We start from the raw sequence: 12,798 nt of genomic DNA on the forward strand, positions 1-12,798 counted from the left end.
CGATGACCACGCGACAGACCGCCACAGGGGACCAGACCGGCTCTCCCGTCAGCCTGTGCGGCATCACTTGGAACCACCCGCGCGGCTACGCACCGCTGGAGACCCTGAGCGAACTCGACCGGCTCGGCGCCCACCAGTACGGGCAGGCCACCGGAACCCTCATCTGGGAACGCCAGCCCCTGGAGGGCTTCGAGTCCACGCCGCTGAGCGACCTGGCGGACCGCTACGACCTGCTGGTCATCGACCACCCCCACCTCGCCGACGCGGTCGAGGCGCAGGCCCTGCTCCCCCTCGACACGCTCGTCGACGCCGCGGAGCTGGACCGGTGGCGAGCCCGCACCGCGGGTGCGTCGTTCGACAGCTACCAGCATCAGAACCGGCAGTGGGCCGTACCGCTGGATGCGGCCGCGCAGGTCGCGGCCGTCCACCCCGACGGGCCACCGGCTCAGGCGCTGCGCACCTGGAACGACGTGCTCACGCACGCGGTACGGCACAGCATCACGCTGTGCCTGGGCGGACCGCACGCCTTCCTGACCTTCACCTCGATCGCACTGGCGCACGGGGCGGCACCGGGTGGGGCAGGGAAATACCTGCCGCGCGCCCAGGCTCTGTCCGCGCTCGACCTGCTCGCCCGCCTGTATCAGCACTGCGACCGGGCAACCGCCGCCGGCAACCCGATCACCGTGCTGGAATCGGTTGCCGCCGGTGCCGGCCCCGCGGTGTGCCCGCTCGTCTACGGCTATGTCACCTACAGCCGCGAGCCACGCCTGGTGTTCCGGGATGCTCCGTGCGGTCCCGACGGCCTGATCGGCAGTGTCCTGGGCGGCACCGGCGTGTCCGTCTCCGCGCGGCGGGAACACCCCGAAGCGGCCGCCTCCCACGTGCGGCGCCTGATGTCTCCTTCCGTCCAGCAAGACCTGGTGCCGCAGACAGGCGGGCAACCCAGTTCCCGGGCCGCCTGGGCCTCGGAGCAGATCAACGACGACTGGAGCGGCTTCTACCGCAACACCATCCGCACGCTGGACGCGGCATGGGTACGCCCCCGCCGCCCAGGATGGGTGAGTTTCCAGGACGCGGCCTCTCAAGTCATCCGCGAGGGCCTGGCAGGCAAACAGCCTTCCGAGGCGATCACCGACCGCATCGACACCCTGTATTCCCGTTTCCTTTCCCCGATCTCGTGAGAGCCGCATCCATGAACGACATTGCTTTCGACATCGACCACCACATCGCCACCCTCACACTCACCCGCCCGCACAAGCTCAACGCGGTCACTCCCGACATGACCACGCGCATCCGCGAGGCCGCCCACGAGATCAACGCCAATCGGGACATCCGAGTGGTCGTGCTGACCGGCAGCGGCAAGGCATTCTGCGCGGGCAGCGACATCGCCGAGCTCGACACCTACCCCACCGCCTGGGAGTTCCGCGACCGCCCGGACTACTGCGACGCGATCCGCGGCATCCGCAAGCCCGTCATCGCCGCCATCAACGGCTACGCCTTCGGCGGCGGCCTGGAGATGTCCATGTCCTGCGACATCAGGCTCGCCGCCGACACCGCATCGTTCGCCGCCCCGGAAATCAAGCTCGGCTGGATCGGAGGAGGCGGCATGGCAGCGTTCCTCACCCACAGCATCGGCCCGTCCAACGCGGCCCTCATGCTCTACACCGGCGATCCCATCAGCGCCCAGCAGGCACTGGCCTGGGGCCTCGTCTCCGCTACGCACACATCTGAGGACCTGCTCCCGGCCGCCCGGGAGCTGGCCGGACGCATCGCCGAGCGGGCCCCGATCGCAGCCCAGACCGGCAAGCTCAGCCTCCGCGCCGCGCACGCCATGCCACTGGAGAACTGCATCCAGTACGAACGCGACCTGCAGACCGTGTCGTTCGCAACCCAAGATGCCGCCGAGGGCCGCGAAGCGTTCAAGCAGAAGCGCCCTGCCAAGTTCACCGGCCACTGAGCAGCCATCACCTCACACGTAACGGCAGGGCCGTCGAGAATCGTCCCGGGACGGGTGCAGACCCGTACCTCCATCGATAGCTCGGTCAGTCCACCGCGATGGCGATCTTGCCCCTGGCGTGGCCCTCCATGCTGAGACGCTGGGCGTCCGCCGTCTTCTGGAGGGGGAAGACCGCGGCGACCTCGACGCCGAGGGCGCCGCGCTCGGCGAGGTCGGTGAGGTCCTGGAGGTCGTCGGGGTCGGGGCGGACGAAGACGTAGTGGCCGCCGAGGCCGAGGACGGCGGGATCGGCGATGGAGGCCAGGCGGCCGTCGGGGGCGAGGAGTTCGGCGGAGACGGCGAGCGCGTCGCCGCCGACCGGGTCGAGCACGGCGTCCACGCCGTTCGGGGCGAGGGCGCGGACCCGCTCGGCGAGCCCCTCCCCGTACGTGGTCGGCTCCGCGCCGAGCGCGCGCAGATACTCGTGGTTGCGCTCGCCCGCGGTGCCGATCGCCCGGGCGCCCATATGCCGGGCAAGCTGGACCGCCATCGAGCCGACCCCGCCCGCCGCCGCGTGGACCAGGACGGTGTCACCCTCGCCGACCCTCAGTGCCCGCACCAGCGACTGGTAGGCCGTCAGGCCCGCCAGCGGGATGCCCGCGGCCTGCGTGAAGGAGAGGTTCCGCGGTTTGCGGGCGAGGGTGCGGATGGGCGCCGCCACATACTCGGCACAGGTGCCCCGGGAGAGGAAGTCCTCCCGTACGTATCCGATCACCTCGTCGCCGGGCCGGAACTCCGTCACCGCGGGGCCGGGCCGCTCCACGACCCCGGAGACGTCCCAGCCGGGGATCACCGGGAAGACCGCGTCCAGGAACGGTTCGAGGTTTCCGGCCTGCGCCTTCCAGTCGACGGGGTTCACGCTGGCGGCCCTGACCCTGATCAGGACGGAGTCGGGGCCGACCTTCGGCTCCGGCCGCTCCCCGTACTCCAGGATCTCGGGGCCGCCGTAGCGGCGGTAGGTGATGGCCTTCATGGTGGCGCTCCTCGCGGCTCTCGCGGCTCGTGCGTTCTCGCGGCTCCTCGCGGCTCTCACGTTCTCCTTGTCCCGCTCCTCTCCTTCGACGCTCCTGCTCCCCCACCGCCGGCGCAAATCCGCACCACCCCGGCCGCTACCCCGGCCGCTACCCCGGGCTCTGCGCCGCCAGCGGCGGCAGCGCGGCCCGTGGCTCCACCCCGCCGAACCAGAAGCCGAGCAGAAACGCGACGGTGGACTCCAGCAGGCCGGCCCGCTCCAGGCCCCCGGCGTCCAGCGGTACACAGCCCATGTCGCGCACCAGCGTGCGTACGGCCTCCAGAGCCTTCTCGTCGTCCCCGCACAGCGGGACCGCCAGTGGCCCGTCGGCGAAGACCGGCGGGGTCATCCGCCATACCGCGTCCGAGCAGTGGCAGAACGCCTTCACGACCCGCGCCCCCACGGCCCGCGCGGCGATCCGCTCGGCCATGCCGGGGCCGCCGTCGGTGGCCAGGGTGAAGCGCCCGGGGACGACCGCGTTGGTGCAGTCGATCAGCGCCCGGCCGCTCAGCGTGCCCTCGGCCGCGCCCGCCGCCTCCAGGGCCGCCTCGACGCCGTCGTACGCCACCGCCAGCAGCGTCACATCCCCGAATCCGGCGGCCTCGCGCGGACTCCCCGCCCGCGCGCCGTGGCCGATCCGCGCGGCCAGCGCCGCCGCCTTCGGCCGCGAGCGGCCGCCGATGAACAGCTCATGCCCCGCCCGCGCCCACTGGGTCCCCAGCGCGTCCGCCATCGTGCCCGTGCCCAGCACTCCGATCCGCATCGCGGCCTCCTCCTCGTTCTCGCCTGCCGATGGGGAAGGACACTAGGAAGTCCGTCGCACACCGTGCGGTGTGCGACGGATGCGCTAGGACGGCGGTCAGCAGGTCAGGAGGCCATCTGTGAGTGAACCGGCGACGACATCGCGGCCCCTCGCACCGGAGGGGTTCATCGCCGACTGCCGGGCGCGGCTGGGCTTCGATCTGCTGGCCCGCACCTGGACCGCCGTCGTGATCTTCGGGCTGCGGGAGGGGCCGCGCCGCCCCGGCGAGCTGCGCGAGGCGATCGGCGGCATCAGCCCGAAGGTGCTCAACGACACCCTGCGCCGCCTGGAGGACGACGGGCTGGTGGAGCGGCGCCGGTACGCGGAGGCGCCACCCCGGGTCGAGTACGCGCTGACCCCGCTCGGGGAGACCCTGCTGGGGCCGGTCGAGGCGCTCGGTGCCTGGTCGGTGGAGTACGGGGACGCGGTGGTCGAGGCCCAGGAGCGGGCCGAGGAGCGGGCCGAGGCGCGGGCCGAGGCGCGGGCCGAGCGGGGGCGGGGGCGGTAGTTCCAAGCCCTCCGGGCCGCGGCCCCGATGCGTCCGGCAACGGACACCTACTGGACTACATACCGACTGGTCGGCATCATGATGCGGAACAGTTCGCCCGCTCCCCCGACCGAGCGGCTGTGAGCAGTACCAAGAAGGACCGAGGAAACCCAGGAAGAGGTTCGATGAACGCAGGCAATCCCCCAGGGCTCGACCTCGATCGGCTCCGCGCCCACCTCGACCGCGAACGCGCGGGACTGGTGCGCGGGCCGCTGAGCGCCGAGCTGATCGAAGGCGGCCGTTCGAATCTCACCTACACCGTCACCGACGGCACCTCCCGCTGGGTCGTCCGCCGGCCGCCGCTGGGCCATGTGCTCGCCACCGCCCATGACATGGCGCGGGAACACCGGGTGATCAGCGCCCTGCACCCGACGGCCGTGCCGGTGCCGGAGCCGGTGCTGCTGTGCGAGGACGAGTCGGTGGTCGGATCGCCCTTCTACGTCATGGAGTTCGTCGAGGGCACCCCGTACCGCACCGCCGAGCAGCTCGCCGGCATCGGCCCGGAGCGCACCCGGGAGGTCGTCCTCTCCCTCGTCGACACGCTCGTGACGCTGCACTCCGTGGACCCGGCCGAGGTCGGGCTCGGCGACTTCGGGCGTCCGGAGGGTTTCCTGGAGCGGCAGCTTCGCCGCTGGGGCAAGCAGCTGGCGGCCTCGCGCAACCGTGAGCTGTCCGGGATCGACGAGCTGCACACCCGGCTCGCCAAGGCGCTGCCGGCCTCCCCCACTCCCACGGTCGTCCACGGCGACTACCGCCTGGACAACGTCCTGGTGAACGCCGACGACCGGATCACGGCGATCCTCGACTGGGAGATGTCCACACTCGGCGATCCGCTGACGGACCTCGGGCTGATCGTGATGTACAGCGGTCATCCGAATCTCGCCGATTCCCCCATCTCCTCCACCCAGGGCGCCCCCGGCCACCCCACCACGGACGAGCTGATCCAGCGCTATGCCGAGGGTTCGGGGCGCGATGTGAGCGGCGTGTCCTGGTACACCGCCTTCGCCTACTTCAAGCTCGCGGTGATCCTCGAGGGCATCCACTACCGCTACACCCTCGGCCAGACCGTCGGCGCGGGCTTCGACCGCATCGGCGACATCGTCCCCGCCTTCATCGACCACGGCCTCACCACCCTCGAGGAGAGCTGATCCCGTCATGGACTTCGCATTCGACGCCCGGACCGAAGAGCTGCGCGCCAAGCTGCTCGCCTTCATGGACGAGCATGTCCATCCGGCCGAGGCGGTCGCGGAGGAGCAGCGCGCGGCCCTGGACTCCCCGTGGCTGACCCCGGCGGTCGTCGGCGAGCTCAAGGCCGAGGCCCGCCGGCAGGGGCTGTGGAACCTCTTCCTGCCCGACGAGGAGTACGGCGCGGGGCTGACCAATCTGCAGTACGCCCCGCTCGCGGAGATCACCGGCCACAGCCCCCAGTTGGCCCCCACCGCCCTGAACTGCGCCGCCCCCGACACCGGCAATATGGAGGTGCTCGCCCAGTTCGGCGACGAGCGGCAGCGCAAGCAGTGGCTGGAGCCGCTGCTCGCGGGGGAGATCCGGTCGGCCTTCGCGATGACCGAGCCGGAGGTCGCCTCGTCCGACGCGACCAATATCGAGACCCGGATCGAGCACGACGGCGACGACTACGTCATCACCGGGCGCAAGTGGTACATCTCCGGGGCGATGAACCCCGACTGCAAGATCTTCATCGTGATGGGCAAGACCGACCCCGACGGCGCCGATGTGCGCCGTCAGCAGTCGATGGTGCTGGTGCCGCGCGACACCCCGGGCGTCGAGGTGCGGCGGGCCATGCGGGTGTACGGCTACGAGGACCACTACCACGGCGGCCACGCCGAGGTGGTCTTCGACCGGGCGCGGGTGCCGGTGAGCAACCTCATCGGCGAGGAGGGCGGCGGTTTCGCCATCGCCCAGGCCCGGCTCGGCCCCGGCCGGATCCACCACTGCATGCGGCTGATCGGCATGGCCGAGCGCGGTATCGAGCTGATGTGCCGACGGGCCGTGGACCGTACGGCCTTCGGCAAGGCGCTCGCCCAGCAGGGCCAGGTCCATGAGTGGATCGCGGACGCGCGGGTGGCGGTCGAGCAGCTTCGGCTGCTGGTGCTGAAGACGGCCTGGCTGATGGACACGGTGGGCAACCGCGAGGCGCACACCGAGATCCAGGCCATCAAGATCGCGACGCCGCGCACGGTGGTGCAGATTTTGGACCGGGCGGTGCAGTTGCACGGCGCGGGCGGGGTGAGCCAGGACTTCCCGCTGGCCGAGCTGTGGGCGGCGGCCCGCACGCTGCAACTGGCTGACGGGCCGGACGAGGTGCATCAACGGTCGTTGGCGCGGCGTGAGTTGAAGCGGTACGTGTAGCTGGAGCGGTGCGGGGCGGGGTTTGTTCCCCACCCCGCCCCTTCCCTCAACCGGGGCTCCGCCCCGGACCCCGGTCCTCAAGCGCCGGACGGGCTGGAAAATCCAGCCCGTCCGGCGCTTGAGGACATTTACGGCCGCAGCGCGCGCAGCAGCAGGTCGGCCAGGTGGTCGGCGACCTCCAGGGGGCCCAGCGGGCCGCCGGGCCGTTACCAGGTGCCCAGGTGGTGGACGGAGCCGAAGTGGTAGTCCACCACCAGATCGGCCGGGGTCCGGGAGCTGAACACCCCGGTCCGCTGCCCCTCCTCGATCAGCGCGCGGAACCGCTCGTGGTAGCGGCGCCGCTCGGCGCGCACCTGCTTGTGCTTCTCCGGGCTGAGTTGGTGCATCGACCGGAAGAAGATGGTGGCGTCGTCGAGGTTCTCGATGGTGGTCACCACGACATCGGCCGCCGCGTCCCGCAGCCGCCGCTCCACCGGAGCGTCGGCGTCCGCGAAGGCGTCCAGGCGCTCCTGCTGGAGCCGGAGCACCCGGCCGTAGATCTCATGGAGCAGATCGTCCTTGGAGCCGAAGTAGTGGTAGAGCGCGCCCTTGGTGACGCCCGCCGCCTCGACGATCTCCTGTACGGACGTCCGGTCGTATCCGCGCTCGGCGAACAGGCGGGTGGCAGCCGCCAGCAGCCGCTGTGGCACCGGCTGTCCGTCACCGTCCGTCGTTTTGGCCATGGTCGCCACCCGTTCTCTTCCTCTTCTCTTTCATCCTCGCAGTTCCCGCCGGAGGATCTTGCCACTCGTCGTCTTGGGCAACTCGGGCAGGATCTCCACCTCGCGCGGGTACTTGTACGCGGCGAGGCGCTCCGCACAGTACGCGGACAGCTCGTCCGGTGTGGCCTCGGCCTCCGGTCGGAGGCTCACATACGCCTTGACCGTCTCGCCGCGGTACGCGTCGGGTTTGCCGACGACCGCCGCCTCCCGCACGGCGGGGTGAGTGTAGAGCACATCCTCGACCTCGCGCGGCCATACCTTGAACCCCGAGGCGTTGATCATGTCCTTCTTGCGGTCGACCACGTACAGCCAGCCGCCCTCGTCCATGAAGCCGATGTCGCCGGTGCGCAGTTCCCCGTCCGGGAGGGCGGCCGCGGTGGCCTCCGGGCGCCGCCAGTAGCCGGGCACCACCATCGGGCCGCGGACGACGATCTCGCCCTGCTGGCCGAACGGCACGTCCTGCCCGGCGTCGTCCACGATGCGTACGACCGTGTCGGCGCCGGGGACGCCGACGGCGAGGGTGCCGGAGACCGGGTCGACCGGGGCGCGGACGCCGGGCGGGACGCTGGCGCAGGGCGCGGTGCACTCGGTGAGCCCGTAGCCGTTGTGCAGATACGGGCCGAGGGCCGACTGGAACCGCTCGACCAGCGCGGGCGGCAGCGGGGCGCCGCCGGAGGAGATGATCCGGAAGGACGCGAAGTGGTCGCGGGTGGCCTGGGGGTGGGCCATCAGCGCCATGAAGGCGGTGGAGGGGCCCACGGTGTAGGCGGGGCGGTGCTCGGCGAAGGCGTCGAGGACGACGCCGGTCTCGAAGCGGTAGGCCAGGGCCAGGGTGCCCGCTCCGGATATGCACGCACACAGCTCGCAGACCATGCCGGTGATGTGGAACAGCGGGGCCAGCGCGAAGAGCGTCGAGCCTTCGGGCAGCTCGTGGAGGAGGTGCTGCCGGTCGGCGTTGTAGGAGATGTTGCCGTGGGTGTTGGTGGCCCCCTTGGGGGTGCCGCTGGTCCCGGAGGTGTAGCTGATCAGCGCGATGTCCTCGGCGCGCGGTGCGGGGACGGACGGCGGGCGCGCCCCGGCGCGGGCGGCCGTAAGGAGGTCCTCGGTGTCCTCGGGGACCGGGAGGGGCTCATCGCGCAGCACCCGCTCGTCGTCGCGGGTCTGGAGCTCACGGGCGTCGGCGGTGAACGCGATGCGCACCGGGGACGCGGCGACCGTCTCGCGTATGTAGTCCTCCCAGGCGTGGCGGGAGCAGACCAGGGCGCTCACCTCGGCGTCGCCGAGGATGTGCGCGAGCTCCGCGCCCTTGTACATGGGGTTGACCGGGACGACCGTACCGCCCGCCTTCCACGCCGCCAGCAGCGCGATCACGAAGTGCGGGGTGTTCTGGAGCATGATCGCCATCCGGTCGCCGGGCCCGAAGCCACGCTCGGCGAGATGGCCGGCTATGCCATCGGAGAGCTCGTCGACCTCGCGGTAGGTCAGCCGTCCGTCGAAGTAGGCGAGCGCCGGATGGCCGGGGGCGGTGCGCACGGCGTCCCGGAACGCGTGCAGCGGACTCGGCCGCGGGGTGATCGTCCGGCGCTGTGCCTCGGTGAGCTGGGCGAGCCATGGCTGGTCCTGGTACGTGGTCATGGGTGCGGCCCTGTCTGGACGGGGGTGAGGGTGGTGGTGCGGAGAGTACGGGGAGCGGCGGCCCGTGGGGTCAGCCCGAGGTCCCGGATGCCGCCTCGAGATCCTCGAGCTTGCGCTGCAGCTTGTTGATGCCGCCCAGCCAGCGGTCGGTGTCGCCGGCGCGGGCCGCGTAGTGGCGGGCCACCTCGGGGTGCGGAAGGATCAGGAAGCGCTCCTCCTCGATGCCCGCGAGGACGGCGTCGGCGACCTGCTCGGGCTCGATCGCGGTGGGCGCCAGCACCAGGTCCCCGGCGGCCCCGGTGGCGGTCAGCATGTCGGTGCGCACCCCCTGCGGGCAGACGGCGTGGACGCCGATGCCGCGGTGGCGGTAGGTGCCCGAGAGCCATTCGGCGAAGGCGAGCGCGGCGTGCTTGGAGACGGCGTACGGCGCCGAGCCGATCATGGTGAGTATCCCGGCGGCGGAGACGGTGGCGACGAAGCGGCCGCTGCCGCGCTCCAGCCACTCGGGCAGCAGCTCCCGGGCGGCCCGCACATGGGCCATCACATTGACGTCCCAGGACTGCTGCCACAGCTCCTCGTCGGCCTCGGGGCCGCCGTCGTGGCCGACGCCCGCGTTGGCGCAGAAGATGTCGATGGCGCCGCCGAGCGCCTCACGGGCCGCGGGCACGATGCCGGAGGCGTCGCCGGGCACGGCGGTCGCGCCGATCTCCTCGGCGACGGCGGCGGCCTTGGCGGCGTCGAGGTCGTTGACCACGACCTGGGCGCCCTCGGCGGCGAAGCGCCGGGCGAGGGCGGCGCCGATGCCACCCCCCGCCCCGGTGACCACAACACGCGCCCCACGCACGGTACCCACGATTCGCAGCTCCTCGGATCGACTCGGATCGGCTCCTGCCCGCAGCGCAGACTAACCAGTCGGTATGTGTAAACGGAAGAGGCACACCTCCCGGCGCACGGCCGGCGGGTTACCGGCCGGGGCGCTTCTTGCGCATCACCCCGCGCCAGCGGGCGTTCTCCCCAGCGAGCGCGTCCCACAGCACATTGAGCGGATGGCCGGCGTCCTGCGCGGTGCGCTCCCCGGCCCGCACGAACACCCCGATCAGCACTTCCAGCTCCGGCCCCACGCCGTCGGTCAGCTCCAGGGTGCGCAGCCCGGCACCGGCGCGGATCCGCCCGTCGGCCACCGCGTCGCCGATGCCCTCGGTGACCAGCACACAGCCGCGCAGCACCCCCGAGGAGAGCAGCTCCAGCCCGTACTGCACGGTGTCGATCTCGGCCGCGATATGCAGCTCCTGGCGGTAGCGGGCGCCGAACCAGCCACGCAGAAAGCCGGGTATGAGCCCGTCGGCCGAGACCGCGAGCGGCAGCCGGGGCAGCTCGCTCACCGGGACCGAGGGCCCGGGCAGCTCCTCGGCGTCGAGGTTGGTGACCAGGGACAGCCCGCTGCGCCGCCACTCCATCACCTCGAAGCCGTCGAGCCGGCTGTCATGGCCCGCCGTGGTGAGGACGCTGCCGCATACCAGGTCGAGCTGCTTTGCGTCGAGCCGCTCCAGCAGATCCCGGGTGCGCACATGCTCGACCTTGAGCTCGACACCCCGGCGATCGAATTCCCCGGTGACCAACTCCACGGCATTCAGCAGAAAGCCGAGGGTGTAACGGGTGGAGCCGACACAGAGCCGGCTGCCGAGACGGCGGCGGCTGTCGTGCAGCCCCTCCAGCCAGTCCTCCAGGGTGCCGCGCGCGAGTCCGGCGAGCGACTCCCCGGTCGCGGTGAAGAGCACATTCTGACTGCGTCCCCGTTTGACCACCAGCGGCTCTCCGCACAGTGCGCCGAAGTTCCGGTTCAGGGTGTCCAGTTGTTTCTGCACACTGGACTGCTCCCGCCCCAGCAGCCGGGCGGCGCCCAGTGCGGTGCCCGCCTCATGGACCGCGAGCAACGTTCTGAGCTGGTCCATCGTGGTGTCCAGCAGCGCCGCCGGGTACTGCCATCGATCCTTTAAGGGCATTCCGGCCTTCCGCTCGAAGAGTATTCGGCACCCCAATGACGTTTCCGTTCGCAGCATAGTGCAGCGACTTCCGGATGAACTGATCCCGAGAACAGCGGGGATATCCTTCCGATGGATATTCGGGAATTCCCTATCTCCGGATGGCCGCGGAGTCCGGCATTCCAGGTTCCGCCCGCGTCATTCCGGGTAAGTCGAACGGCTGGCCGATTGTCCGACGGCCACCGTATGCGTGACGTATGGTCAGCGGACGGGGCAGTTGGGACGATGCACGCACATCGGGCCATCCAAGGGGGAGCAGCGATGACGGGGATGAGCGTACGGCCGTACTGGGAGCTGAGATTCGACGCCTACGGGGACGTCGACCTCCGGCAGCGGGACCGGCTGCTGGAACAGGCCGCCCAGCAAGACCTCACGGATCTGGTGGTGTTCGCGCACGGCTGGAACAACACCCGGACGATGGCCACACGGCTCTATGACCGCTTCTTCGCGCCCTTTCCAGAGCTGCTCGGCGAGGCGGGCCCGGCGCGGCCCGGCTATGTGGGGTTGGTGTGGCCGTCGATGCGGTTCGCGGACGAGTCGCTCGCGGGCTCAACCCCGGACCCGGCGCCCGGCGCGCCACCGGGCCTCGACGCGGACACCCCGCGCCCGGGGCTCGACGCGGAGACCCACCGGGCGCTGGACATGGTCTTCCCGGGGCGGCGGCAGATCGTGGCGCGCTTGGCCGAGCTGCTGGCCGAGCGGCCCGAACGGCTGGCGGCGCTGGACGAGTTCGGGGTGCTGGTGCGCGGGCTGGTCCGGGTACACGGGGAGTCCGGCGTGGCCGGGGACACGGCGGACGCCGACGAAGACGGCGTACCGGCGATGTTCGGGTCGGACGTGACGGAGGTCTGTGAGCGGTTCGCCGCCGCGCTCACCGAGGCGCGCGGCAAGACCGACACGGAGGACCGCGCCCTTCCCGACAGCGGGCTCGGCGGCCTCTGGGACGGGGCGCACGAGCTGCTCCGCCAGGGGACGTACTACGTGATGAAGCGGCGGGCCGGCGCGATCGGGCGCGAGGGCCTCGGACCGGTGCTGGGCGCTCTCGCGGCCGTCCGGCCCGCCCCGCGGCTCCATCTGGTGGGCCACAGCTTCGGCGGCCGGCTGGTGTCGTACGCGCTGACCGGGCTGCCGGAGGGCGCCACGGTGGCGTCGGTGACCCTGCTCCAGGGGGCGTTCTCGCACTACGCGTTCGCCGAGCGGCTGCCGCACGCCGCCGGCCGCGGCGGCGCCCTGCACTCCGCCGCCCACCGGGTCCGCGGGCCCGTGGTGTCCTGCCATTCGCACCATGACACCGCGCTCGGGCTGCTGTACCCGGTGGCGTCACGGGTCTCCGGGGACGATGCCTCGCTGCTGCCTGGCGACACCCGCTGGGGGGCGATCGGGTACGACGGCGTCCAGGCGGTGGAGGGGTGCCCGCGCCTGGACCTGGCCGAGGCGCTGGAGGGCCCGTTCCCGGCGGAGGGCTGTGTGAGCGTCGATGTCTCGGAGGTCGTACGGCACGGTGTGCCGCCGGTCGGGGCACACAGCGACATCTGCCATGCGGAGCTGGCCCGGGTGGTGCTGCGCGCGGGCCGCATCGGGGCAAAGTAGCGAGTCGGGCAGCAGGCCGGGGGCGGGGCCTCGCCGGGTGCGA

At 71.7% G+C, this 12,798-nt stretch carries 11 protein-coding genes and 1 pseudogene; 6 read left to right on the forward strand and 6 right to left on the reverse strand.

Annotated features, from left to right (window positions below):
- Positions 1 to 2: 2 nt before the first annotated feature.
- Together J5X86_RS18625 and J5X86_RS18630 are read left to right on the forward strand one after the other, a co-directional pair.
- The gene (locus J5X86_RS18625; RefSeq protein ID WP_208517906.1) at positions 3 to 1,181 is read left to right on the forward strand and encodes a carbohydrate ABC transporter substrate-binding protein; all 1,179 of its coding nucleotides are present in this window, start codon (positions 3 to 5) and stop codon (positions 1,179 to 1,181) included.
- Between the two features lie 11 nt (positions 1,182 to 1,192).
- Positions 1,193 to 1,957: an enoyl-CoA hydratase/isomerase family protein gene (locus tag J5X86_RS18630; RefSeq protein ID WP_208517907.1), complete on the forward strand. Its 765-nt coding sequence runs from the start codon at positions 1,193 to 1,195 to the stop codon at positions 1,955 to 1,957.
- Positions 1,958 to 2,042: 85 nt separating this feature from the next.
- Here J5X86_RS18630 and J5X86_RS18635 read toward each other — a convergent pair whose 3' ends face one another.
- Positions 2,043 to 2,969, reverse strand: a complete 927-nt coding sequence (locus J5X86_RS18635; protein WP_208517908.1) for an NADP-dependent oxidoreductase — start codon at positions 2,967 to 2,969, stop codon at positions 2,043 to 2,045.
- 148 nt (positions 2,970 to 3,117) lie between these two features.
- Positions 3,118 to 3,771, reverse strand: a complete 654-nt coding sequence (locus J5X86_RS18640; RefSeq protein ID WP_208517909.1) for an NADPH-dependent F420 reductase — start codon at positions 3,769 to 3,771, stop codon at positions 3,118 to 3,120.
- Positions 3,772 to 3,889: 118 nt separating this feature from the next.
- Between J5X86_RS18640 and J5X86_RS18645 the strand changes: the two genes are divergently transcribed.
- The 3 genes from J5X86_RS18645 to J5X86_RS18655 all read left to right on the forward strand — a co-directional run bounded on the left by J5X86_RS18645 (position 3,890) and on the right by J5X86_RS18655 (position 6,727).
- Positions 3,890 to 4,318, forward strand: a complete 429-nt coding sequence (locus tag J5X86_RS18645; protein WP_208517910.1) for a helix-turn-helix domain-containing protein — start codon at positions 3,890 to 3,892, stop codon at positions 4,316 to 4,318.
- 164 nt (positions 4,319 to 4,482) lie between these two features.
- Entirely contained in the window at positions 4,483 to 5,505 is a 1,023-nt protein-coding gene (locus tag J5X86_RS18650; RefSeq protein ID WP_208517911.1) for a phosphotransferase family protein, read from the forward strand.
- A 7-nt stretch (positions 5,506 to 5,512) separates the two neighbouring features.
- Entirely contained in the window at positions 5,513 to 6,727 is a 1,215-nt protein-coding gene (locus J5X86_RS18655; RefSeq protein WP_208517912.1) for an acyl-CoA dehydrogenase family protein, read from the forward strand.
- A gap of 128 nt (positions 6,728 to 6,855) precedes the next feature.
- Here J5X86_RS18655 and J5X86_RS18660 read toward each other — a convergent pair.
- The 4 genes and pseudogenes from J5X86_RS18660 to J5X86_RS18675 all read right to left on the reverse strand — a co-directional run bounded on the left by J5X86_RS18660 (position 6,856) and on the right by J5X86_RS18675 (position 11,126).
- Positions 6,856 to 7,449, reverse strand: a pseudogene (locus tag J5X86_RS18660) (TetR/AcrR family transcriptional regulator).
- Positions 7,450 to 7,479: 30 nt separating this feature from the next.
- The gene (locus J5X86_RS18665) at positions 7,480 to 9,123 is read right to left on the reverse strand and encodes an AMP-binding protein (protein ID WP_208517913.1); all 1,644 of its coding nucleotides are present in this window, start codon (positions 9,121 to 9,123) and stop codon (positions 7,480 to 7,482) included.
- Between the two features lie 70 nt (positions 9,124 to 9,193).
- Positions 9,194 to 9,976 (reverse strand): SDR family oxidoreductase, encoded by a 783-nt coding sequence (locus tag J5X86_RS18670; protein WP_208517914.1) that lies wholly within the window; start codon positions 9,974 to 9,976, stop codon positions 9,194 to 9,196.
- 109 nt (positions 9,977 to 10,085) lie between these two features.
- Positions 10,086 to 11,126 carry a LysR family transcriptional regulator gene (locus J5X86_RS18675; RefSeq protein WP_208517915.1) on the reverse strand — a complete coding sequence of 347 codons (1,041 nt, stop codon included), beginning with the start codon at positions 11,124 to 11,126 and terminating at the stop codon, positions 10,086 to 10,088.
- Between the two features lie 300 nt (positions 11,127 to 11,426).
- On the opposite strand from J5X86_RS18675, the gene J5X86_RS18680 reads away from it, so the two are divergent.
- The gene (locus J5X86_RS18680; RefSeq protein ID WP_208517916.1) at positions 11,427 to 12,755 is read left to right on the forward strand and encodes a serine-threonine protein kinase; all 1,329 of its coding nucleotides are present in this window, start codon (positions 11,427 to 11,429) and stop codon (positions 12,753 to 12,755) included.
- Positions 12,756 to 12,798: the final 43 nt, after the last annotated feature.

This window comes from Streptomyces sp. NEAU-YJ-81 (assembly GCF_017592595.1).
Lineage (GTDB): Bacteria > Actinomycetota > Actinomycetes > Streptomycetales > Streptomycetaceae > Streptomyces > Streptomyces hygroscopicus_B.